Source organism: Kribbella sp. NPDC003505, assembly GCF_040610875.1.
Lineage (GTDB): Bacteria > Actinomycetota > Actinomycetes > Propionibacteriales > Kribbellaceae > Kribbella.
This window is the reverse complement of record NZ_JBEXNA010000001.1, coordinates 71,457-94,960: the sequence shown is the minus strand read 5'-3', so window position 1 is coordinate 94,960 and position 23,504 is coordinate 71,457. Positions and strand designations below refer to the sequence as shown.

Annotated in this window: 19 protein-coding genes; 13 read left to right on the top strand and 6 right to left on the bottom strand. The window is 70.8% G+C overall.

The annotated features are described in order from the left end of the window. Positions 1 to 132: 132 nt before the first annotated feature. A complete protein-coding gene (locus ABZX12_RS00405; RefSeq protein WP_355688455.1) occupies positions 133 to 2,352 on the bottom strand; it encodes a LamG-like jellyroll fold domain-containing protein in 2,220 nt (739 codons plus the stop codon). Positions 2,353 to 2,522: 170 nt separating this feature from the next. Here ABZX12_RS00405 and ABZX12_RS00400 point away from each other — a divergent pair, with 170 nt between their 5' ends. Beyond that, complete coding sequence (locus ABZX12_RS00400; protein WP_355688453.1) at positions 2,523 to 4,145, top strand: Wzz/FepE/Etk N-terminal domain-containing protein; 1,623 nt, start codon at positions 2,523 to 2,525, stop codon at positions 4,143 to 4,145. An 8-nt stretch (positions 4,146 to 4,153) separates the two neighbouring features. Beyond that, complete coding sequence (locus ABZX12_RS00395) at positions 4,154 to 5,428, top strand: hypothetical protein (protein WP_355688451.1); 1,275 nt, start codon at positions 4,154 to 4,156, stop codon at positions 5,426 to 5,428. Here ABZX12_RS00395 and ABZX12_RS00390 read toward each other — a convergent pair. Further along, complete coding sequence (locus ABZX12_RS00390) at positions 5,414 to 6,928, bottom strand: right-handed parallel beta-helix repeat-containing protein (RefSeq protein WP_355688449.1); 1,515 nt, start codon at positions 6,926 to 6,928, stop codon at positions 5,414 to 5,416. The genes ABZX12_RS00395 and ABZX12_RS00390 overlap by 15 nt on opposite strands. Before the next feature lie 42 nt (positions 6,929 to 6,970). Continuing rightward, positions 6,971 to 8,383 carry a glucuronate isomerase gene (gene uxaC / locus ABZX12_RS00385; protein WP_355688447.1) on the bottom strand — a complete coding sequence of 471 codons (1,413 nt, stop codon included), beginning with the start codon at positions 8,381 to 8,383 and terminating at the stop codon, positions 6,971 to 6,973. 141 nt (positions 8,384 to 8,524) lie between these two features. Here uxaC and ABZX12_RS00380 point away from each other — a divergent pair, with 141 nt between their 5' ends. Beyond that, positions 8,525 to 9,523: a LacI family DNA-binding transcriptional regulator gene (locus ABZX12_RS00380; protein ID WP_355688445.1), complete on the top strand. Its 999-nt coding sequence runs from the start codon at positions 8,525 to 8,527 to the stop codon at positions 9,521 to 9,523. Between the two features lie 46 nt (positions 9,524 to 9,569). Then, the gene (locus tag ABZX12_RS00375) at positions 9,570 to 10,952 is read left to right on the top strand and encodes a mannitol dehydrogenase family protein (protein WP_355688444.1); all 1,383 of its coding nucleotides are present in this window, start codon (positions 9,570 to 9,572) and stop codon (positions 10,950 to 10,952) included. Here ABZX12_RS00375 and ABZX12_RS00370 read toward each other — a convergent pair. Continuing rightward, the gene (locus tag ABZX12_RS00370) at positions 10,927 to 12,510 is read right to left on the bottom strand and encodes a right-handed parallel beta-helix repeat-containing protein (protein WP_355688443.1); all 1,584 of its coding nucleotides are present in this window, start codon (positions 12,508 to 12,510) and stop codon (positions 10,927 to 10,929) included. The two genes, ABZX12_RS00375 and ABZX12_RS00370, sit on opposite strands and share 26 nt — an antisense overlap. 130 nt (positions 12,511 to 12,640) lie before the next feature. Next, a complete protein-coding gene (locus ABZX12_RS00365; protein ID WP_355688441.1) occupies positions 12,641 to 14,344 on the bottom strand; it encodes a right-handed parallel beta-helix repeat-containing protein in 1,704 nt (567 codons plus the stop codon). A gap of 60 nt (positions 14,345 to 14,404) precedes the next feature. Between ABZX12_RS00365 and ABZX12_RS00360 the strand changes: the two genes are divergently transcribed. From ABZX12_RS00360 to ABZX12_RS00340, 5 genes are read left to right on the top strand one after another with little or no spacing between them, the layout of a single operon-like run. Beyond that, entirely contained in the window at positions 14,405 to 15,622 is a 1,218-nt protein-coding gene (locus tag ABZX12_RS00360) for a glycosyltransferase family 4 protein (RefSeq protein ID WP_355688439.1), read from the top strand. 43 nt (positions 15,623 to 15,665) lie between these two features. Then, on the top strand, positions 15,666 to 16,127 hold the full coding sequence (locus tag ABZX12_RS00355) for an adenylyltransferase/cytidyltransferase family protein (RefSeq protein ID WP_355688437.1): 462 nt from the start codon (positions 15,666 to 15,668) through the stop codon (positions 16,125 to 16,127). Positions 16,128 to 16,138: 11 nt separating this feature from the next. Continuing rightward, positions 16,139 to 16,870 carry a CDP-alcohol phosphatidyltransferase family protein gene (locus ABZX12_RS00350; protein WP_355688435.1) on the top strand — a complete coding sequence of 244 codons (732 nt, stop codon included), beginning with the start codon at positions 16,139 to 16,141 and terminating at the stop codon, positions 16,868 to 16,870. Beyond that, a complete protein-coding gene (locus tag ABZX12_RS00345; RefSeq protein ID WP_355688434.1) occupies positions 16,870 to 17,286 on the top strand; it encodes an adenylyltransferase/cytidyltransferase family protein in 417 nt (138 codons plus the stop codon). Before ABZX12_RS00350 ends, ABZX12_RS00345 begins: the two co-directional genes overlap by 1 nt. After that, positions 17,286 to 18,476, top strand: coding sequence for a glycosyltransferase (locus ABZX12_RS00340; protein WP_355688433.1), 1,191 nt, complete (start codon positions 17,286 to 17,288; stop codon positions 18,474 to 18,476). The genes ABZX12_RS00345 and ABZX12_RS00340 overlap by 1 nt, the downstream gene beginning before the upstream one ends. Here ABZX12_RS00340 and nadA read toward each other — a convergent pair. Continuing rightward, positions 18,473 to 19,654, bottom strand: a complete 1,182-nt coding sequence (gene nadA, locus ABZX12_RS00335) for a quinolinate synthase NadA (RefSeq protein ID WP_355688431.1) — start codon at positions 19,652 to 19,654, stop codon at positions 18,473 to 18,475. The two genes, ABZX12_RS00340 and nadA, sit on opposite strands and share 4 nt — an antisense overlap. A gap of 82 nt (positions 19,655 to 19,736) precedes the next feature. Here nadA and ABZX12_RS00330 point away from each other — a divergent pair, with 82 nt between their 5' ends. From ABZX12_RS00330 to ABZX12_RS00315, 4 genes are read left to right on the top strand one after another with little or no spacing between them, the layout of a single operon-like run. Then, on the top strand, positions 19,737 to 20,312 hold the full coding sequence (locus tag ABZX12_RS00330) for a nucleotidyltransferase family protein (RefSeq protein WP_355688430.1): 576 nt from the start codon (positions 19,737 to 19,739) through the stop codon (positions 20,310 to 20,312). 38 nt (positions 20,313 to 20,350) lie between these two features. After that, positions 20,351 to 21,226, top strand: coding sequence for a MoxR family ATPase (locus ABZX12_RS00325; protein WP_355688429.1), 876 nt, complete (start codon positions 20,351 to 20,353; stop codon positions 21,224 to 21,226). Between the two features lie 5 nt (positions 21,227 to 21,231). Then, complete coding sequence (locus ABZX12_RS00320) at positions 21,232 to 22,320, top strand: VWA domain-containing protein (protein WP_355688427.1); 1,089 nt, start codon at positions 21,232 to 21,234, stop codon at positions 22,318 to 22,320. Then, positions 22,313 to 23,461 (top strand): XdhC/CoxI family protein, encoded by a 1,149-nt coding sequence (locus tag ABZX12_RS00315; protein WP_355688425.1) that lies wholly within the window; start codon positions 22,313 to 22,315, stop codon positions 23,459 to 23,461. The genes ABZX12_RS00320 and ABZX12_RS00315 overlap by 8 nt, the downstream gene beginning before the upstream one ends. Positions 23,462 to 23,504: the final 43 nt, after the last annotated feature.

Here is a 23,504-nt window from a genome sequence, read left to right as displayed (position 1 = left end):
ATGTCCTTCGACTGGGCGGGGATCAGTCAGCGCGTGCCTCATCACGCACCAGCGAAGGACCTTAGCGCTGCAGGAGGCCCACTGGAAACGGGCCTCCTGATCGCGTTATGAGTTTGTGCCAGAGTTAACTTTTCACTTTGCGGCGTAGTGGGACTGGACCTGCAGCGGTGACAGCGCGTACGGGTAGACGGCCGCCTCGTCGATGCCCATCCCGGTCTGCGTCGCTCCGCCGCCGGGCCACGAGTTGGTCAGGTCGTAGCCGACGCGCCACCATCCGTAGTAGATCGAGGCCGGTCCCACGAGCGCACTGCCGGACAGGACACCGTCGACGTACAGCTTCATCGCGCCGTTCTCGTAGCTGCCGACGACGTGGTGCCACTGGCCGTCGTTCTTGCCGGACGGGCTGGTCAGCGTGCGCTGCGAGCCGTCGTTCACGCCGAAGACGATCGAGCCGTTGGTCCGCATGTACAGCATCCGGTCGCCGCCACCGCCGCTGTTCCCGGTCTTGGAGTTGCCGAAGCCGATGATCCGGCCGCCGCGGTTGAAGCCGCTCTGCTTGACCCACGCCTCGACCGTGAACTGCTGCGGCATGCTGTACGCCTTCTCGCCGACCATCCGGCCGCTGCTCGTGCTCGTCGTCATCGAGGTGTTGCCGGCGATCGCCCCGGCGCCGCCCAGCGTGACGCCGGTGTACGTGCCGTTGTTGCTCTGCCCGGAGGAGTCGACCGACGTCGTCGTCCCGGCCGGCTCGCCGAGCCGCCAGTACGCCTGCGGGCCGTCGGCGTTGACGATCTGGTCGTACGCCGTGGAGGCGGCCGAGGCGACCGTGATCGGGTCGGAGTAGTTGCCGCGCACCGTCGTGCTGCCGTCGGTGACCTCGACGCGGTAGTTGGTCTGCTCACCCGGCGCCGAGGAGGTGTCGGTGTAGCTCAGCCACGGCCGGTCCCACGGCGTCGACTTGGCCGTCCAGGTCGCGATCGTGGTGTTGCTGAAGCCCTTGAGCAGCCGGTACGTCAGCGTGCTGTCGTCGTTGTCGACGACGGTCGGGAAGTGGATCTGCACGACCCCCGGCTGGACGCTGTACGGCGTCAGCTTGGCCGGCTTGGCCGGGGCCGCGCCCGGAGCGGCGTTGGTGAACCGGGTCAGGCCCTGCTGGCCGGTGCCGTTCACGTTCAGGAAATCGCCGCCGACCCAGAGGTCGTTGCCGCCGGTCGCGAATGCCAGCGGGCCGACGTTCGTCACGCTGTTCGGGTCGGCGTCGGTGTTCGGGAACCACGGGCCGAGCGAGCCGTCGGTCAGCTTCTCGCTCAGCAGGAAGCGATACCCGAAGCCCTGCGGGAAGCCGCCGGCGCCCTGGTTGGCGCAGTCATGCGCGTGGGAGCCCTTGTACAGCCAGCCGTTGACGACCTTGACCGCCTCGGTCGCGCCCAGGCACTGGTTCTTCCACTTCAGGGTGTTGGTCGCGATATCGGCCGCCCAGGTGCCGTCGAAGCACCCGCCGCCGTCACCGCCGTTGCCGAAGTAGACGGTGTCGCCGCTGGCGTCGATCGTCTTCACCCGCGTCGTGCAGGACCCGTTCGGCGGCGGTACGGCGGAGGCGCCGGGGAAGGGCAGCACCGCGCCGGTCACCGGGTCGAGGCTCGTCACGGTGTTCTGCGTGGTGCCGTTGACGGTGCTGAACTGACCGCCCGCGTACACCTTCGAGGCGTCATCGGCCGCGTCGACGGCGTACACGTCGCCGTTCACCGCGGGGGCCCAGGGCAACAGCGTGCCGGTATCGGTGGTGACCGCGGCCAGCCGCAGGCGGTCCAGGCCGTTCACGAGGCCGAACGAACCACCGAAGTACACCGTCGTGCCGGAGACCGCGATGCTCTTGACGCGATACGAGACCGAAGGCTTCCAGTTCGTCACCAGGTCGCCGGTGGCGGTGTCGAAGGCGGCGATCCGGTTGCGGGTCTGGCCGTTGACGGTGGTGAAGTCACCGCCGACGAAGATCCGGGAACCGTCCGCGGACGCGGCGACCGCGTAGACCTGACCGTTCAGCACCGGGGTGAACGAGGTGACCAGCGCGCCGGTGCCGGCGTCGAAGGCCGCCAGGTAGGCCTGCCCGACCTCGCCGGTCCCGGGCGTGGCGCCCGGCGGGCGGACGCTGGTGAAGCGGCCTCCGGCATACGCCGTACCGGCGGCGACCGCGATGCCCTGGACGCTGGCGTTGGTCTGCCAGGTCGAGCTGCTGGTGGCCGCGAGCGACGCCTCGATGCTCTGCGCCGGCGCCGCGATCAGCACGGTCCCGACGACGGCCAGTGCCGTCCCAACGACCCCCAGCCGTGTGAACAGCCGTCTCTTCGTCATGTAGCGATGTCCCCCCTTGGACATGATCGGCGCGCGGGGCGCCTGACCCCTCAGAAATCCCCCGGGAAGAGAGTAGGGCACAACCGCGAGATCGCGTGAGCGTCCCGTCCGTACCTGTGGATATCCTGGGGCGCCGGCGAACCAGGAGGCCGGCCAACTGGAGGTAGGCGATGGAACCGGGCACCGTGGTCTGGCGGGAGACCGCTCAGTCACTGCTGCGGCAGAAGTGGCTGATCCTCGGCTGCATCCTGCTCGGGCTGCTCGGCGCCTCGGTGTTCGCGCTCTCCCAGACCGAGCGCTGGACCGCCTCGAGCCAGTTGGTGATCGGCCCGGCCGTGCCGCCGGCGCTGGTCGGCAAGCTGTCGACGTCCGCGGACAAGAGCGGCCCGCTGGGGATGGACCTGCCGGCCGAGACACAGGCGCGGGTGATGGCGAGCCCGACACTGCTCAAGGCCGTCGTCAAGGCGCTCGGGATGCCGGACAACGACCAGACCATCCAGGACCTGGCCGCGGTCACCCGGGTGAAGGCCGTCACCGACAACGCCTATCTGGTCACCACCGACGGCCCGACCGCGCAGACGGCGGTCGACCGGGCGAACGCGATCGCGACGATCTACCTCGCGCAGCGCAACGCCGAGGCCAAGGCGCTGTTGACCAACCTGGCCGAGCAGGCGCAGGCCCGGTCGAAGACCGCGACCCAGCAGTCCCGCAGCCTGGTCAGCCAGATCGACGAGGCGGTCGGTCGCGGCGACAACCAGACCGCCGCCGCGCTGCGGGACCAGCGCGTCGGCCTGGCGACCGAGGCGCGGCAGGCCGCGGACGACGCGGCCGCGATGCTGAAGGCGCTGTCGACGGTCGGCTCGGGGAGCCAGCTGGTGACGCCCGCGACGACCGACACCGCGAGCTCGTCGCCGATGGTTGCCCGCGACATCCTCGTCGGCGGGATCCTCGGTCTGGTGCTCGGCTTCGGCCTGGCGCTGCTGCGCTCGCACCTGACGCCGTACATCCTCACCCGTGACCAGGCGGCGCGGGCGGCGACCGCGCCGGTGATCGCGGCCTCCGAGGGCAACCGGCGCCGGTTCTGGCAGCGGTCCGCCCCGGAGCTCCCGCAGTACGAGATCACCGCGCTCGGCGCGGAGGCGAGCGGCGCGCTGGCGCGGCGTGAACTGAACCCGCGGGCCTTCGCCGGCGGCGGTCCGGGCGCGCTCCTGGTCGTGTCGGCGTCCCCGACCCCGAACTCCGCCGGTATCGCGCTGGCCATGGCCGAGGCGAACGCCCGTGACGGCCGCGAAACCCTGCTGGTGCTGGCCGACATCGAAGGTACGCCGGTTCTCCCGCACCTCACCGGCCACGAAGGCCTGACGGATCTGGTGAACGAGCCTGCCGCCACCCGCGCGATCCGGGCCCGGAAGCTGTTCCGCCCGGGCACCGTCGCGGACCTCTACGTGCTGCCGCCGGGCCTGAACCACGAGGAGACCGCCGAGGCGGTCGGCCCGTCGCTGGTCCCAGGCATCGTCGCGGACCTCCCGCCGGGGTACTCCGTGGTGATCCACGGTCCTGCCTCGGTCGGGCGGCACGGCATCACGCCGCTGGCCGCGGCGGTCGACGCCTCGGTGCTGGTGGTCCAGGTCGGCCTCGACAAGGAGATGGACGTCGCGCGGCTGACGGGCGCGCTGCAGTTCGCCGGTGCCCCGGTGCTCGGCGTCGTCCTGATCGGCACGTCGACCCAGGACGAGACGCTCGGCATCCCGCTGAACTACAAGCCGCTGGACGCGGGCACGCCGTCGCGCTGATGGCCAGCATGTCGGGCATACGCTTGGCTCCGGCGGTGCCGGGCACGGTCGAGGGCGAGAGCGAGCGCCCCGCCTGGTTCTGGCTGCTGTTGTGGTGCCTGTTCGTGCTCGGCGTCCAGCCGTGGTCGTCGCGAGTCGCGGCGCCGCAAGGCACCACCGGTTCCACGAACAGCATCGCCAAGGGGTTGCTGCTCGGCGCGGTCTTCCTGGTCGCGCTCGCGGCGACCAAGCCCGGGTTCCGGACGCGGGTGAATCCGGCCTCCTGGCTGTACGTGATGTACGTGCTGTTCGCGTGCGCGACCGCGTTCCTGCTGGCCGAGCCGATGGGGCCGTTGACCCGCCTGGCCCGGTTCCTGATCGGCCTGGTGCTGATCTTCCTGCTCTGGCGGCCGCTGGTCCAGGTGCCGGAACGGCTGGTCCGCGCGCACCTGTGGGCCCACCTGTTGCTGGCAGCAACTGTCGTGCTGAGCCTTGCCTACGCGCCGTCGCAGGCGTGGCGCCCGCTGCGGTCCCTCGGCGCCGGCTACCGGCTGCAGGGCGTCATCATCCCGATGCTGCCGCCGCGCGTCGGCGAGGTCGGAGCGGTGCTGCTCGGGCTGGCGGTGATCGGGCTGGTCTGCCGGAAACTGGCCGCGCTGCCCGCGGTGACGCTGATCGGGCTCGGCGGTGTGCTGATCGCGGCGAGCCGGACGCGGACGTCGGCAGCGGCCGTCGCGTTCGGGCTGGTGATCGCGCTGATCATCACGCGCAAGACCTGGGCCGGCCGATTCGTGAGCCTGGCCGTCCCGGGGTTGCTCGGGCTGGCGTTCCTCACGATCGGCTCGCTGCACGACTGGCTGCTGCGCGGCCAGAGCACGCGGCAGATCAGCTCGCTGAGCGGCCGAACCACCAGTTGGCAAGCGGTCCTCGACGAGAAGGTGTCCACGCAGACCGCGATCATCGGCCACGGCCTCGGCAACAAACGGGTGCTGCTCACTCGCGGCGAGGGCGACGTCGACGTGATGGCGATCGACAACAGCTGGCTCGGCCTCTACTGGGAGACCGGGCTGCTCGCGGTCGCGATCGTCGGGCTCGCGCTGATCGTCGCCTGGGTGTCGGTGCTGCGCGCGCCGACCCCGTACGTCAAGGCCTGCGGCGCCCTGCTGCTCGGATACGTGACGGCTGCCTCGCTGAACGAGAGCGGCCTGTCGGACCTGTCGTCGATGACGGTGCACCTGCTGGTCGCCGCGGCGATCTGCGACGCGGACCGGCTCCGGCAGCGAAGACGTTCAGCTGCTCACTGAATCCTGGTCGAAGCCGGACTGCTGCCACTGCGACCAGGTCATCGTCTTGCCTCTGTAGGCGAAGCTGTCGGCGCCCTGGTAGCGGTTGCGGCGGAACGTGATCGCACCGTCCTCGGCGGGGGAGCGTTTGTTCTCCACGACCCCGAGCGTCCCTTCGGACATCACGACCAGGTTGCCCTCGACCAGGACGTTGCGCAGGACGTACGTGCCGCGCGGGCCGTCGCCGCGGGTGCGGGACTGGATCGACAGCGCGTTGCGGTTGTCCTGGATCAGGTTGCCGCGGACCTGGACGTCGGACGACGTGTTGACGTTGATACCGCCGCCGTCCCAGAGGGTGCCGCCGGACCCGCGACCGGTGCCGAACCCGTTGTGCTGGACGATGTTCTGGTCGATGACGCCGGCGTAGCTGATCTCGTACCGGATGCCGTCCGCGGCGTTGTCGCGGATCCGGTTCCCGGTGATCCGGCGGTCGTACTCCGCGATGTCGCTCCACATCCCGATGCCCAAGTTGGCGACGATGTCGTTACCGCTCACCTCGCCGGACGACCGCGTCGACTTGATCCCGCCGGACTCCCAGTCCGCGATCCAGAACCCGTCGGTGTTGTTGCGGGTGACGAGGTTGGCGGTGATCTTCACCTCGGCCGACTTGTACTGGCCGATGCCGAGCTGGCCGTTGTCGGCGACCGTGTTCCGGCTGACCTCGGCGTTGTCGCCCTCGATCACCATGATGCCGACGGCGTGGTTCCGGCGGACCTCGTTGCCGGTGACCTTCCAGCCGGTGCCGACCTGGACGGCGCCGCCCTGGGGTTTCGAGGCGAAGTGCTCGATCGTGAGGCCGGTGACGGTCACGCCGTCCGCGGACTTCTCGATCGCGGTCCGCGTCCGGGACATCTCGACGACGTGACCGGTTGGGTCGTCGGCGACGTACACGACGTTCGCGGTGTAGTCGCCGTAGAACGTGCCGGGCTTCAACTGTGCGCGGCTCATGACCCGGGTCAGATGGTTGCCGTCCACGAACAGCTGCTCGCCGAGCTGACAGGGGTTGGTCTTGTTGTCCTCACACTGGCCTTTGAGCGGGTACGCCGGGGGCAGCACGCCCTGCACCGACCAGACAGATCCGTTGCGGGCCCACCCGGTCAGCCGGATCGCACCGCTCAGCACTGCCCCCGGGTCGCCGGCGAGTGTGTCTTTCTGGCGTGGGCGGATCGCTCGCGTGATGCGGTGCACGCCTTTCGCAAAACAGAAGGTGGTGCCTTCGGGCGCGGCGTCGATCACCGGCTGCGGGTCGCGGCCGACCGCGATGGCGGTTCCTCGGCACGGTTTCGCCGTACCCGGGCCCGTCGGTCCGAGTACGGCGGCGGCCGCGGCCGGGGGAGCGGTTGGAACCGTCACCGTGACGGTCGGCGGGGCATTCGACGGTCCGGGAGCGGTGCCCGGGTCCGAACACCCCGACAGCAGCAGCACCGCGGCTCCAGCAGCCGCGACGGCCCCACGCCTCATCCCGGTCCCTTCACGCACCCCCGGCGAACAGATTGCGTGAGACTACCGGTTGGACAGGTACGTGTCCTTCGCCAGGTCGTACGCCAGCGCCTTGGCGACCTGGAGCGCGTCGTCCTCGTCCAGGCGGTGCTGGACGACGAGGTTGGCCAGGTAGCCGGCGTCGATCCTGCGCGCGAGGTCGTGCCGCGCAGGGATGGACAGGTACGCGCGGGTGTCGTCGACGAAGCCGCTGGTGTTGTAGAAACCGGCCGTCTCGGTGACGAGTTCGCGGAACCGGCGCATTCCGTCGGGGCTGTCGAGGAACCACCACGGCGCACCTAGCCGCACGGCCGGGTACACGCCCGCCAGCGGCGCGAGCTCCCGGCTGTAGACCGTCTCGTCGACGGTGAACAGCACCATCCGGAAGTTGTCGGCGTGGCCGAACCGCTCGAGCAGCGGCCGCAGCGACCGTGTGAACTCGGCCGCGACCGGGATGTCGTGCCCCTGGTCCGGACCGTACGTCGCGAAGATCGCCGGGTCGTGGTCCCGCAGGACACCCGGGTGCAGCTGCATGACGAGACCGTCCTCGGCCGACATCACCGCCGATTGGTACAGCATGTGGCCCGCGAACGCCTGGGCGTCCTCCGGCTCCACATCACCCTTCAGCGCGCCGGCGTAGATCCTTTGCGCTTCCGCATCGGTCAGCGGGACGGCGGCGGCGCTGAGGTGGCCGTGGTCCGTTGCCCTGGCGCCCGCGGCGACGAACGCCTGGCGACGCTGCCGCAGAGCCTCCAGGAATCCGTCGTACGTCGAGGTGTCGACGTCGGCCAGTGCGCCGAGCCGGCTGATGAGCTGCGGCCAGCCGTCGCGGTCGAGGTGGGCGACGGCGTCCGGGCGGAACGTCGGCACGACCCGGCCGGGCAGGTCGGCGGCGAGCTGTGCGTGCTGGGCGAGGTCGTCGGTGGCCGCGTCGGTGGTGGAGATCAGCTCGATGCCGAAGCGGTCCAGCAGCGCCCGCGGCCGGAAGCCGGGCTCCGCGATCCGCGCCATGATCTGGTCGTACAGCTCGTCGGCGGTCTCCGCGGACGGGTGCACCGTCAGCCCGAGCACCTCGGCGAACTCGTGCTCCAGCCAGTACCGGCTCGGGGTGCCGAGGAACAGGTGCCAGTTGCTGCAGAACTCGCGCCAGATCTCTCGCGGCTCGGCGGTCTGCCGGCCGTCGCGGCGGGGGAGTCCGAGCTTGTCGGGGGAGACGCCCTGGGAGATCAGCATCCGGGTCACGTAGTGGTCCGGCACGACCAGCAACTCGGCCGGGTTGCCGAACGGCGCGTCGGCGGCGAACAGCCCGATGTCGACGTGACCGTGCAGGCACAGCAGCGGCAGGTCCTTCGTCGAGGCGTGGATCCGGCGGGCGACGTCCCGCGCGGCGCCGGCCGGCAGGGCGCGGTCCGGATGGGGCTGTAGAGCCTTCGGCATTGATCCTCCGATGCTGGGCTGAAACGTGTTCTGCAAAGGATTGCAGTCAGGCCTTGTCAGCACAAGCTGCCGTCCACGACCCGGTGCCTTGACACAAACTGCAACCGATTGCAGACTCAACCCCGACCTGAGGAGATGACCATGGCGGCAACGATCCGGGACGTGGCGCGGCTGGCCGGCGTATCGCCGTCCACGGTTTCGCGGGCGCAGTCGCTGCCCGGCATGGTCAACGCGGCCACCAGGGCCCGTGTCGCGGCCGCGGTCGAACAGCTCGGCTACGAGCCGAACCGGGCCGCCCGCGGCCTGATCACCGGCCGGACCGGCACCATCGGCCTCGTCGTCCCCGATCTGGCGAACCCGTTCTTCGCCAGCCTCACCAAGGGCGTGCAGGCCCGCGCCCGGCACCACGACGTCGCCGTCTTCGTCGCGGACACCGACGAGGACCCGGCCGCCGAGGCGGGCCTGGTGCGGGCACTGTCGAAGCAGGTCGACGGTGTGGTGCTGTGCTCGCCGCGCGCGAGTGACGCCGAGCTGGAGGCGATCGCCCAGGACACGGCCGTCGTGCTGGTCAACCGCACCGCCGGCGGCCTGCCCGGCGTCACCTACGACAACGAGGACGGGATGCGGCAGGCCGTCGCCCATCTCGTTGCCCTCGGCCACCGCCGGGTCGCCTGGGTCGGCGGGCCCGCCACCTCCTGGTCGACCCAGCACCGGGGCGTCGGTCTGCGCGCCGCGGCCGAGGCGCTCCAGGCCGAGCTGGCGCCGGTCGGCAACTTCGCGCCGACGTACGAGGGCGGCATGGCGGCCGCCGATCAGGTCGTCGCCACCGGCGCCACGGCGGTCGTGGCCTACAACGACCTGGTCGCGATCGGTCTGCTCGCCCGCCTGCACAGCCGCGGCATCTCGGTCCCGGGCGACCTGAGCGTGGTCGGGGTCGACGACATCGCGATGTCCAGGATGGCCCGGCCAGCGCTGACCACGGTCCGGCTGCCGAAGCAGGAGGCCGGCCGGATCGCCGTCGAGCTGCTGCTCGCAGTGCTCGACGACCCGGACGCCGCCCAGGGCCAGCGCTTGAAGCACGGAGAACTGCACGGGGAACTGATCGTCCGGGACTCGACCGGACCAGCACCACAGAAGTGATCACCCCGGCGCGAGGAAGAACCCTCAGAGTGAAAGGTTCCGTCAGTTGAACAGGCTGAGTCTCACCCATCTCCCCGTCGCCCCCGCGGTCGACCCGCACGCGGTGTCGGTCGGCATCGTGCACCTCGGGATCGGCGCGTTCCACCGCGCGCACCAGGCCGTCGTCACGGAACGGGCGGCGGTGCAGACGGGCGAGACCCGGTGGGGGATCGCCGGCGTGAGCCAGCGCTCCACCACGGTCCGGGACCAGCTGGCGCCGCAGGACGGACTCTACTCGGTCCTGGAACGCGGTCTCGGTGAGCCGTCGGTGCAGGTGATCGGCAGCATCCGCGAGGTGCTGACCGCGCCGGAGGACCCGGAGGCGGTGGTCGCGCGGATCGCGGACCCGGCGGTGTCGGTGGTGACGCTGACCGTCACGGAGAAGGGGTACCGGGCCTCCCGCGCCGGGCTGAACCTCGACGACCCCGAGATCCAGGCCGACCTGACCGGCCGCCCGCCGCGCACCGTCGTCGGCCAGCTGGCCGCGGCGATCGCCCGGCGCGACGAGCCGCTGACGATCGTGTCCTGCGACAACCTGGTGGCCAACGGGCCGTTCCTGCGCCGGCTGGTGACCGACTACTTCGAAGCGCTCGGCAAGATCCCGCCGGCGTTCGAGGCGACGCGGTTCCCGGCCAGCATGGTCGACCGGATCGTGCCGGCGACCACCGACGCGGACCGCGACGAGGCCGCCCGGCTGCTCGGCGTCCGGGACGAGGCCGTGGTGGTCGCGGAGCCCTTCCTGCAATGGGTGATCGAGGACGACTTCGCCGGTCCGCGGCCGGCCTGGGAGCGCGGCGGCGCCGTCCTCACCGCGGATGTGGCGCCATGGGAGCAGGCCAAGCTGCGGATGCTGAACGCCGCGCACTCGATGCTCGCCTACCTCGGCGCGTTGCGCGGGTACGAGACGATCGCCGAGGCGGTCCGCGACGAGGAGCTCGGCCGGCTCGCGCGGCAGCTGATGACCGACGACGTCGTACCGACGCTGACGCCGCCCGACGGGCTGGACCTGGCCGCGTACGGCGCGACCGTGCTCGAGCGGTTCGAGAACCCGGCGCTGAAGCACCGCACCCGGCAGGTCGCGATGGACGGCTCGGTCAAACTGCCGGTGCGGATGCTCGGCACGGTCCGCGACCGGCTGGCCGCCGGCGCCGAACCGCGGATGATCTCGCTCGCGGTCGCCGCCTGGATGGTCTACGTGCAGCGCACGCCGGACCTCGACGACCCGCAGGCGGACCGCCTGAAGGCCGCGGTCGCGGGGGCGACCGGGCCCGGCGCGCTGGTCGATGCCCTGCTCGCCGTCGACTCGGTCTTCACCCCGGACCTGCGCGACTCAGCCGTCCTCCGCGGCCTGCTCGTCGACCACGTCAGCTCCCTGCAGGCAGGATCCTGAGGAGTCCGGTCGCGTCCAGGACTGCCTTGCCGATGGCGAAGACGCTCGTGGTGTCCTGGCCGGTGGCGCGCCACTGCTTCGCGGTGTACCACTCGCCGGTCTTCTGGAACCGCTCGGCGCTGAGACTGTCGAGGATGTAGGTGTTGTCGTTCAGCGTGACCTCGCCGGCCGGGATCACCGCACCGGAGTTCTGCACGATGCCGGTCGCGGTGGTCCCGCCGCGCATCGTCACCTGGTTGCCCGCGACGACGACGTCCCGCAGCACATTGGTGCCCCACGGGCCGGAGCCGCGGGTCCGGGACTGGATCGCGATCCCGTTCACGTTGTTCGCCACCACGTTGTCGCGGACCTGGACGTTCGACGACGTGTTCACGTTGATCCCGCCGCCGTCCCACAGCGACGTACCGGAGCCGCGGCCGGTGCCGAAGCCGTTGCCGCTGATCACGTTGTCCGCGATCACGCCGTTGCGGCCGATCTCGTAGCGGATCCCGTCCGCCGCGTTGCCGAGGATCTGGTTGTTGCCGAACGTCCGGCTGTCGTCGTACGCGTCGCTCCACAGGCCGACGCCCCGGTTGTACCGGATAAGGTTCCCGCTCACCGACCCGCCGCTGGACCAGGTGGTCTTGATCCCGCCGGATTCCCAGTCCGCGATCCAGAAACCGTCGGTGTTGTTGTAGCTGACCTCGTTGGCCGCGATGGTCGCCTTGAGTGTGCTGTACTGGCCGATGCCGAGCTGGCCGTTCGAGTGGATGTGGTTCCTCTCCAGGACGGCGCCGTCCGCGTTCACGAGCATCGCGCCGACCGCGTGGTTCCAGCGGATGTCGTTCGCGAACACCTTCCAGCCCAGGCCGAGCACGACGGCGCCGCCCTGCGGCGGGGTGGCGAAGTGCTCGATCGTCAGCCCGCGGACGGTGACGCCGGTCGCACCGGACTCGATCGCGGTCGGCGTCTTCGACATCTCGATCGAGTGCCCGGCCGGGTCGCTGCCCAGGTAGATGGCGTTCGCCGCGTAGTCGGCATAGAAGGTGCCGGGGGCAACCTTGTCGCGGGTCGCCACCCGGGTCAGGTGCTTGCTGTCCAGGAACAGCTGCTCGGCCAGATGACAGATGTTGGCCGTGTTGTCCTCACACTGCCCGGTCTGCGCGTACGCCGGTGGCAGGACGCCCGTGGTCACCCAGTCGCCGTTGCTCGCCGTCCAGCGGGTCAGCCGGATCGATCCCGTGAGGACGGCGCCGCTGTTGCCGGCGAGCACCTGGTCCGCCTTCGGGTGGATCGTCTCGGTGATCCGGTGCCAGCCGGCCGTGAAGCAGAACGTCGTACCGGTCGGGGCGTCGTCGACCACCTTGGCGGCGTTGTCGGTGGTGCGGATCGGGACGCCTTCGCAGGCGGGCGCGAGTGCGGGGCCGGTCCGGAACGTGCCGTCGGCCGGTGGTGTGGACACGGTCTGCTGGTCCTCGAACGTCAGGTCGTCGCCGACCGGCGCACTGTTCGCAGGCAGCGGGCCGACGGCAACCAGACCGGTGCCGACTGCAACAAATGCCAGAACTGTAGTTTTCATAGCGGAGCCTCCGGTGGCACAGGTAGCCCTGAGCGCACCCCCCATGGCGCGGCTTCGCTACGCAGGTTACCCCTACGTCACGTAGTCATGGCAATACGTAGCGCACAAATATGTTGCGAAGAGCAAGCGATCAGTTGGCGAGGAAGCTGCCGACTTCGTCCAGTCCGGCCTGTCGCCAGCCGGCGGCGGTCATCTTCGCGCCGAAGCGCGCGAACCGCTGGGTGCCGAGGTCGTCGAGCAGGTACTTGTTGCCGCTGAACACCACTTCACCGGCGGGCACCTCGGCACCGGAGTTCTGCACCATGCCGGTGGACTGGGTGCCGCCGGTCATCTCGATCGTGTTGCCGCTCACCTGGACGTCGCGCAGCAGGTAGGTGCCCCAAGGGCCGGTGCCCCGGGTCCGGGACTGGATCGTGACGCCGTTGACGTTGCCCGAGACCCGGTTCCCCTTGACCGTGACCCCGGTCGAGGTGTTCACGTTGATCCCGCCGCCGTCCCACAGCGACGTCCCGGAGCCGCGGCCGGTGCCGAACCCGTTGCCGGTCACCGTGTTGCCCTCGATCGTGCCGTTGCGGCTGATCTCGAACCGGATGCCGTCCGCCGCGTTGCCGACGATCTGGTTGCCGCTGATCACCCGGCCATCGTCGGCGACGTCGGCCCACATCCCGATGCCCTTGTTGGACTTGATCACGTTGCCGCTGACGGTGCCGGAGGAGCGGGTCGACTTGATGCCGCCGGACTCCCAGTCGGCGATCCAGAAGCCGTCGGTGTTGTTCGCGCTGATCACGTTCCGGGTGACGGCCGCGGCGGCGGAACTGTACTGGCCGAGGCCGAGCTGGCCGTTGTGGTGGATCAGGTTCTTGTCGACCTTCGTGCTGTTGGCCTTCACCAGCATCACGCCGACCGCGTGGTTCCAGCGGATGTCGTTGGCCGTCACCTTCCAGCCCGGCCCGGAGACCAGCGCCCCGGCCTGCGGTGCGCTGGCGAAGTGCTCGATGGTCAGGCCGCGGACGGCCACGCCGGTCGCGCCGGACTCGATCGCGGTCGCGGTCTTCGACATCTCGACCTGGTGCCCGGCCGGGTTGGAGCCGAGGTAGATCGCGTTCGCTGCGTAATCGGCGTAGAACGTGCCGGCCTTCACCGCGGCCAGGCTCGCGACCCGCGTCAGGTGCGTGCCGTCGAGGAACAACTGCTCCCGCAGGTAGCAGATGTTCGCCTTGTCGTCCTCGCACTCACCGCTCTTGCCGTACGCCGACGGCAGGGCGCCCCGCACGACCCAGACGGACCCGGAGCGCGCCCATCCGGCGAGCGGAACCGATCCGGTGAGTACGGCGCGCTGGGCGCTGGCCAGCACCTGGTTCGCCTTCGGGCGGATGGTGTCGCTGATCCGATGCAGGCCGGCGGCGAAGCAGAACGTCGTACCGGCCGGCTTGGAGCTGACGATCGACTGGGCGTCCTGACCCGGCTTGATCAGCACGCCGGTGCACGGCCCGGCGACGGCGGGCCCGGCCTCGTCGGAGTCGACGGCGGGCGGCGTCGGGATCTTGGGCTCGACCGGCTTCGCCGGCGTCGCGGCAGGCGTCCTGGGGTGCGTCGTGGCGCCGGGCTTCTTCGACGGAGCAGTGGTGGCCGTGGTCTTCGGCGCGGGCTTCCCGGACGGCGTAACGGTGGGCTTGCCCGGACGATGCGAAGGCAGCGCGCGGGACGCGGCCTGCTCGGACTCCTGCACCTTCGCCGCGGTCGTCGCCTTGTTCTCCTTGGCGATCACCGGCACCGCGACTGTAACGACCGCGACCGCCGCAGCGATGAGCGCTCCGAACCACAACTTCCTCAATGCACTCTCCTGGGAGCGGGCGAGACCAGGTGTAGTTACCTCGGGACTTAAGGTAGTGCCATGCGGGTCGCAATGCTGCACAACCGTTACCGAACCGGTCAACCCAGCGGGGAGAACACGGTTGTCGCGCAAACGGTTGATTTGTTGCGTAACTCAGGACATGAGATCGACTTCTACGCGCGGAACAGCGATGACATCGCCGAACTGGGGCGAAAGGATCGCGCGCTGTTACCGTTTCGCTCCGTTTGGTCATTTTCGGCCGAACGCGATTTAACGAAGCTATTGCAGGCCCAGCGGCCCGACGTGGTGCACGTGCACAACACTTTCCCGTTGTTCAGCGCCTCGGTCCTGCGCGCGGCGCACCGGCTGGACCTCCCGGTCGTGGCGACGCTGCACAACTTCCGCCTGCTCTGCGCCAACGCCGTCCTGCAGCGCGACGGCGGGCCGTGCGAGTCGTGCATCGGCAAGCTGCCGCTGGCCGCCGTGCGCCACGGTTGCTATCGCGAGTCGCGGGTGCAGACGCTGCCGCTGGCGGTGAGCATCGGCGTCCACAACACCCTGCACACGTGGCAGCGGTACGTCGACACGTTCGTCGTACCGTCCGAGTTCGTCGGCGAGCGGTACGCCGCGGCCGGGTTCGACGCGGAGCGGTTCGTGGTGAAGCCGCACGCCGTACCGCACTCGGGTGAGGTGCGCAGCGGCGCCGGGGACGCGGTCGTGTTCCTCGGACGGCTCAGCGAGGACAAGGGCTTCGCGGATCTCCTGCAGGCGTGGGATTCCTCGCTCGGCCGGCTGGTCGTCGTGGGCGACGGTCCGCTGCGGGCGGCGGCCGAGGAACGGGCCCGCAAAGACCTGTCGGTTCAGGTTCTCGGTCAACTACCGTGGGCGGCCGGCATGGAAATCCTGCGGTCCGCGCGCGCCGCCGTGGTGCCGGCGCGTTCTTATGAGACCTTCGGACTCGTGGTCGTGGAGGCTTTCGCCCACGGCGTGCCCGTGGTGGCGTCCCGGCTCGGGGCGCTCGCGGAGCTGGTCGACGACGGAGAAACCGGTGCCCTGACCGCGCCCGGTGATCCGGAAGGACTGCGGAAGGCGATCGGGTTGGTGGCTGATCCCGAGACTTCGATAGCCTTCGGCGAACGAGCCCGTCAGGTCTACCTGGAGCGCTTCACACCGGAGCGCGACGTGGTGGCCACGGAAAGGATCTACACCGATGCGATCGCCCGGCACTCCGCCAGCGACCGGGCGCGCATGGCAGGTTCAGGACACGAGCACGGCTGACGCAGGGGGCGGCGTCGTGCCGGAGGGACATCAGGAGTTTGCGTTGGGGGATGGCAGTTCGGGTGGTGCGCTCGGCGCGCCACGGGTCGGCTGTGTGGCCGGGGTCTTCGACCTGTTCCACGTCGGTCATGTCGACGTGCTCGAGCGGGCGCGGCGGCACTGCGACCGGCTGGTGGTGGCGGTGCTGTCCGACGACTGGGCGCTGGGCGCCTGGGGCGGGCGGCCGTTCGTGCCGCTGCTCGAGCGGGCGCAGATCCTCGAGCACCTGCGCTGTGTCGACGAGGTGGTTGCCGTGGACGACGTACGGCCCGAATGGCTGACCGGCGTCCTGGGAGCGCGGACCGTGTTCGCCGCCAGTGGCACGGACGGCGTGCTGGGGGTCGAGGAGCTCGACGGGATCCCGGCCGCGCTGATCACGGTCCTGCCTGCCGGCCGCGGCTCCCGCAGCCCGATCCTGCGCGCCGCGATCGACCAGCGGCAGTCCCGCAGCTCGAACGTCGCATGAGCGAGCGGCCCATGAGCAGCGCCGGGCTGCGGGCGACGGTCGCGCAGCTGTCCCGGGCGCAGAAGCCCTCGGCCGGGACTCCGGCGTACTCGCGGTTCGTGAACCGGCGGATCGGCCGGGTGTTCGCGGCCGCGGCGTTCCTCGGCCGGCGCACGCCAAACCAGGTCAGCCTGGCGAGCGGGTTCTGCTCGCTGATCGGGATCCTTCTGGTGGCCTGCGTGCGGCCGTCCCTAAGCCTGGCTCTGGTGGTGACGGCGCTGCTTGTGCTCGGCTACGGGCTGGACTCCGCGGACGGGCAGCTGGCCCGGCTGCGCGGCGGCGGGTCGCCGCTGGGGGAGTGGCTCGACCACATGATCGACGCGGTCAAGATCGTGCTGCTGCACAGCGCCGTGCTGATCTCGTTCTACCGTTTCGATGCCTTCGACAACGACCTGGCGCTGCTCGTGCCGCTCGCGTACGTGTGCATGTCGTCGGTGCTGTTCTTCGGGCTGATCCTGATCGACCAGCTCCGTCGGCGGCACGGCGCGGCCGGCGAGCCCAACCGGCGCGGGGATTCCGTGGCCAAGTCGTTGCTCATCGCACCGACCGACTACGGCGTCCTGTGCCTGGCCTTCCTCGCCTTCGGCACGCCGTCGCTGTTCCTCGTGCTGTACGGCGCGCTGCTCGCGCTGAATCTGCTGTTCCTGGCGGCCGCGGTCGCGAAGTGGTATCGGGAGATGGCCGCGCTGGGGGTGCGCGCCTGATGACCGTCGTCGGGTACGCACCCGGGGTGTACGACATGTTCCACATCGGGCACCTGAACATCTTGCGGCGCGCCCGTGAGCACTGCGACCACCTGATCGCCGGCGTCGTCGAGGACGACGTGGTGGCCCGGATCAAGGGCCGGCCGCCGGTGGTGCCGCACGAGGAGCGGATGGAGGTCGTCCGGGCGCTCGACCTGGTCGACGAGGTGGTCAGCGACTGGTCCAGCGACAAGTTCGAGATGTGGCAGCAGTTGCGCTACGACGTGCTCTTCAAGGGTGACGACTGGAAGGGAACGGAGAAGGGGACCAGACTGGAAAGGCTGCTGGGTGAGGTCGGCGCACAGGTGCACTACTTCCCGTACACCGCCTCCACCTCGAGCACCGATCTGCGCAGGCTTCTGGAAGGGATGAGCTGATGCCGGGCCGGCCGAAGGTACTGCTCAGTGCGTACGCCTGCCGGCCGGCAGGCGGGTCGGAGCCGGGCGCCGGCTGGGCCTGGGCGAAGGCTGCGGCGCGGGACCACGACGTCTGGCTGCTCACCCGGGGCAAGTTCGCGCACGAGATCGCCGAGGAGCTCGCGGCGCGGCCGGTGCCCGGTCTGACCGTCGTACCGCTGGAGCTGCCGGGGTGGATCCTGCGGCTGCGGCGGCGGCCGTCGGACGTGTACTGGTACTACCCGCTGTGGCAGGGGCTGGCGCGGCGTACGGCGCGGCGGCTGCACGCGGAGCATTCGTTCGACGTGATCCACCACCTGACGTTCGCGGTCGACTGGATGGGCGCCGGGGTGGTGGAGCGGTCGTCGGCGAAGGTGATCTGGGGTCCCGTCGGCGGGTCGACGACCGCGCCGCTGTCGATGGCGCACTGGCTCGGGGCGCGCGGTGTCGCGGGGGAGCTGGTCCGCCGTGCCTACACCGGGATCCGGCGCCGCGCGACCGGGCGGCGGATGGCGCAGATCGCCGACCTCATGGTTGCCCAGAACAACGACGTCGCCGAGGCGTTCCGCCCGTACGCGCGGGAGATCGTGGTCCAGCCGAACGTGGCGATCCGGCGGTTCACCGCGTCGGGTCCGTACGAGCCGTTCGGGGCGCCCGGCGTGAAGACGGCGCTGTTCGTCGGCCGGCTGATCCCGTGGAAGGGCGTACTGCTCGCGATCAGCGCGCTGGCCCGGCCCGAGGCCGCGGACTGGGAGCTGCGGATCATCGGCGACGGCCCCGACTGGGGGCGGGCGGAGAGCCTGGCCTGGCAGCTCGGTGTCCGGGACCGCGTCGAGTTCATGGGCGCGCTGCCGCGCGACGACGTCCTGGCCGCGATGTTCCGCGCCGACGCCCTGCTCGCCCCTGCCATCCGCGAAGCCGCCGGCTGGGCCGTCACCGAGGCCCTGGCCTCCGGCTGTCCCGTCGTCTGCGTCGACCGCGGCGGTCCCGCCGTCATCGTCGGCCCCGGCGAAGGCGTCACGGTCCCGTGGCGCGGCGACGTCGTCGGCGAACTGGCGCGAGGCCTGGCGTCACTGCAGGGCCGCATCACCCCGGTGGACCGCTGGGGCCCTGACCGCCTCCCCGACCTGCTGGCCGAGTGGTACACCCCGGCCCGCGTGTCCGCTGACTAGTCGCGGGCGGTCTTGCCGGGGAGGGCGAGCATCCGGTCGAGGGCGAGCTTGGCGAACTTCTCGGTGTCGGGGTCGACCTTGATCGGGTTGACGACGTGGCCGGCGACCAGATTCTCCAGGGCCCAGACGAAGTGCGGGAGGTCGATGCGGTTCATCGTCGCGCAGTAGCAGACCGTCTTGTCGAGGAAGACGATGTTCTTGTCGGCGTGCTGCTTGGCGAGGCGCTGGACCAGGTTGAGCTCGGTGCCGACGGCCCACGAGGTGCCGGGCTCGGCGGTTTCGAGCGCCTTGATGATGTACTCCGTGGAGCCGACCTGGTCCGCCTTCGTGACCACCTCGTGGCGGCACTCGGGGTGCACGATCACGTTCACGCCGGGGATCCGGGCGCGGACGTCGTCGACCGACTCGGCGGTGAACCGGCCGTGCACCGAGCAGTGCCCGCGCCACAGGATCATCTTCGCGGCCGCGAGCTGCCCGTTGGTCAGGCCGCCGTTCGGCTTGTGCGGGTCGTACACGACGCAGTCGTCGAGCGACAGGCCGAGCTCCAGGACGGTGGTGTTGCGGCCGAGGTGCTGGTCGGGGAGGAACAGCACCTTCTCGCCCTGCTCGAACGCCCAGTTCAGCGCGGTCTCCGCGTTGCTCGACGTACACACGACGCCGCCGTTGCGACCGCAGAACGCCTTGATGTCGGCGCTGGAGTTCATGTACGTGACCGGCACCGTCACGTCGGCGACACCCGCTTCGGCGAGCGCGTCCCAGGCCGCCTCGACCTGCTGGATGCGGGCCATGTCGGCCATCGAGCACCCGGCGGCGAGGTCGGGGAGGATCACGGTCTGCTGGTCGTTGGTGAGGATGTCGGCCGACTCCGCCATGAAGTGCACGCCGCAGAACACGATGTACGGCGCGTCCGGCCGGGCGGCCGCGTCGCGGGCGAGCTTGAAGGAGTCACCGGTGACGTCCGCGAACTGGATCACCTCGTCGCGCTGGTAGTGGTGCCCGAGCACGAACACCTGGTCGCCGAGCGCCGCCTTCGCCTTCAGCGCCCGCTCGACCAGGTCCGGGTCGGACGCCGGCGGGAGCGCGCCCGGGCACTCGACGCCGCGCTCGGAGTGCGGGTCGGTGTTCTGCCCGAGGAACAGCAACGGAAGGGACTTCGAGCCGTCTGCGATCGTCGTCACGTCAGACATCGTCGCACGCCCACCGCCGCACGCCGCGCGGCACGTGTCACTGCTCAGAGTGTGAAATCAGTACGCTGCCGGTGTGAAGAACGCGGGTCTCGTGCTGGCCGCCGGTGCTGGCCGCCGGATGGGTACGCCGAAGGCGCTGATCCGCGGCGCCGACGGCCTCCCGTGGGTCGTCCGGACGTCCCGCCTACTCGCCGCCTCGGGCTGCGCACCGGTTGTGGTGGTGATCGGAGCCGCCGCCGACGAGGTCCGCGCCGAGCTGTCGGCCGAACCGGTGCACGTCGTCGAGGCAACGGACTGGGCGGAAGGCATGGGCGCCTCCCTCCGGGCCGGGCTGAGGACCTTCGCCCCCGGCGTCGATGCGGTGGTTGTCGTGCCGGTGGACGTCCCGGGGCTGACCCTGGCGGCGGTGCGGCGGGTCGTGGAGAGAGCGGGGCCGGAGGCGCTGGTGCGGGCGACGTACGGCGGGGCGCCGGGGCATCCGGTGGCGATCGGGCGGGAGCACTGGGCCGGTGTGAGCGCGTCGGCGCGCGGGGACGAAGGGGCGCGGCGGTACTTGCGCGAGCACGAAACGGTGTTGGTGGAGTGCGGGGACGTGAGTGACGGTGCCGACGTCGACACACCGGAGGATCTGCCGCCGGGACACGGATGAGGGTTGGCAACGGCCGGAAGTAGGTGAATGCTGAAGGAGTGAGTGCCGTCGGCTCGGCGGCGGAGCTGGCCGAGTGTCTGCGGACGACCGGGTACCTAGCCGACGAGGGCTTGGCCACGGTCGGGTATCTCGCGCTCGCGCTGCATCGCCCGCTGCTGCTGGAAGGTGAGCCCGGCACCGGCAAGACCTCGCTGGCGTCCGCGATCGCCGAAGCGCTCGACCTCGACCTGATCCGGCTGCAGTGCTACGAGGGCATCGACGCCTCGCAGGCGCTCTACGACTGGGACTTCCCGCGCCAGATCCTGCACCTGCGCACCGTCGAGGCGACCAGCACCGACGCGGCCGTCGAGGAGGTGGAGAAGAGCCTGTTCGACGAGCGGTTCCTGCTCTCCCGCCCGGTCCTGCGGGCGCTCCGCGAGAGTCCCGCCGTGCTGCTCGTGGACGAGATCGACCGCGCCGACGACGAGTTCGAGGCGTTCCTGCTCGAGGTGCTGTCGACGTACGAGGTGACGATCCCGGAGCTCGGCACCGTCAAGGCCGAGGTGCCGCCGATCGTGGTGCTCACGTCGAACCGCACCCGTGAGGTGCACGACGCGCTCAAGCGCCGCTGCCTGTACCACTGGATCGACCATCCCGGCCTGGCCCGCGAGATCGAGATCGTCCGCACCCGCCTGCCCGAGGTGTCGGCGCGGCTCGCCGAGCAGGTCACGCGGTCGGTGCAGCGGATGCGCGACCTCGACCTGCTCAAGCCGCCCGGTGTCGCGGAGACGCTCGACTGGGCGCGGGCCCTCGATGCGCTCGGCACCGATGTCCTCGACGTCGAGACCGCGGCCGCGACGCTCGGCGCGGTCCTGAAGTACCGGGAGGACACCGACCGGGTCCGCGAATCCCTCGACCGGCTGCTGGCGAGCTGATCGCCATGTCGGGGCCCGATCTCGCGCTCGCCGGTTTCGCTACCGCCCTGCGCCACGCCGGGCTCGCCGTCACCGCCGACCGTGTGCACCTCTTCCTGCAGGCGGTCGCCGCTCTGGACGTCACCTCGACCGCGGACGTCTACTGGGCCGGCCGCGCCGCGCTCTGCAGCGGCCCCGACGACACCGCCCGGTACGACGAGGTGTTCGCGGCCTGGTTCACCGGGAGCCGGTCGCGCGGCGTCGTCCCGAGCCGCACCCCGCAGTCGTCCGTCCAGGCCAACCTCGGCGATGCCCCCGAGGAGACCGACGGCAACCACACGCTGAACGTCTCCGCGAGTCCGACCGAAGTCCTCAGGCACCGTGACGTCGCCGAACTGTCCGCGGCCGACCGCGCCGAACTCGCCCGCCTGTTCGGCTCGCTCCGCCCGCGCGTCCCGACCCGTCGCGCCAACCGCCGCCGCCCGTCGCATCGCGGCGAGATCGACCCGCGGCGCACGCTGCGCGCCCAGCTCCGCCAGGTCGGCGAACCGGACCGTGTCCGCTACCGGCGTCGCGGGGTCCGGCCGCGGCGCGTCGTCGTACTGATCGACGTCTCCGGCTCCATGCGTCCGTACGCCGACAGCCTGCTGCGTCTCGCGCACGTGATGGTCCAGCAGGCGCCGCGGTCGGTCGAGGTCTTCACCATCGGCACGCGGCTCACGCGCGTGACGCCGGCCCTGCGGCATCGCGATCCCGAGTTCGCGTTGCGGGTCGCCGGTGACGTCGTACCGGACTGGTCGGGCGGGACGCGGCTGGGCGAGGTGCTGAAGGTGTTCCTGGACCGCTGGGGCCAGCGCGGTACGGCGCGGCGGGCGGTCGTCGTGGTGTGCAGCGACGGGTGGGAGCGCGGCGACGCGGCGCTGCTCGGGGCGCAACTGCAGCGACTGGCCGCCCTCGCGCATCGCGTGGTGTGGCTGAACCCGCATCGCGGCAAGCGCGGCTACGAGCCTGTGCAGTCGGGCATCGTCGCCGTTCTGCCGCACCTGGACGACCTCGTCGCCGGGCACAGCCTGGCCAGCTTCGCCGAACTTCTGGAGGTGGTCGCCGATGCGTGATGTGCTCGACCGGTTGCTGACCTGGTGGCAGGCCGGTGAATCGGTTGCCGTCGGCACCGTTGTCGCGACGTTCGACTCGGCGCCGCGGCCGCCGGGCGCGGTGATGCTGGTCGGTCCCGGGCTGGAGGCGGTCGGCAGCGTGTCGGGCGGCTGCGTCGAGGGCGCGGTGTACCAGCTGGGCGAGGAGATCCTGTCCTCGGGCGAGCCGGTGCTGCAGCGGTACGGCGTCAGCGACGAGTCGGCCTTCGCGGTCGGGCTGACCTGCGGCGGCATCATCGACGTGTTCGTCGAGAAGGTCGACCGGGCGTCGTTCCCGGAGCTGGGGGAGGTCGCCGCGGACATCGCCGCGGGGCGCCCGGTCGCGGTCGCGACCGTGGTGGCGCATCCGGATCAGACGCGGATCGGGCGGCGCCTCGTCGTCCGCCCGGCCGTTGCCCCCGACGCCGAGCAGGCGAGTGCGGTGCTGGCGAGCGGAGGCCTGGGATCGGACCGTGCCGACGACGCGGTCGTCGACGATGCCCGCGGACTGCTGGCCAACGGACGATCGGAGACGCTGGAGTACGGCCCCGACGGGCAGCGGCGCGGCGAGGGGATGCGGGTCTTCGTGTCGTCGTTCGCGCCGGTGCCGCGGATGCTCGTGTTCGGCGCGATCGACTTCGCGGCCGCGGTCGCGCGCCTCGGCTCGTTCCTCGGCTACCGGGTGACCGTGTGCGACGCGCGCGCCGTGTTCGCGACGGCGTCGCGGTTCCCGTTCGCCGACGAGGTGATCGTCGACTGGCCGCACCGGTACCTGACGGGTGAGGCCGAAGCCGGCCGGATCGACGACCGGACGGTGATCTGCGTGCTGACCCACGACCCGAAGTTCGACGTACCGCTGCTGGAGGTCGCGTTGCGGCTGCCGCAGGTCGCCTACATCGGGGCGATGGGATCACGGCGGACGCACGACGACCGGCTGAAGCGGCTCCGGGAGGCCGGACTGAACGAGGCGGAACTGGTCCGGCTGGCGAGCCCGATCGGTCTCGACCTCGGCGCGCGGACGCCGGAGGAGACCGCGGTGAGCATCGCGGCCGAGATCATCGCGCAGCGGTGGGGTGGCGCTGGGCAACGACTTTCGGCCGCGGCGGGACCCATCCACCACTGAGCCTTGTGGTCGACAACTCAACAGGAGCAGGATCGAAAGTACG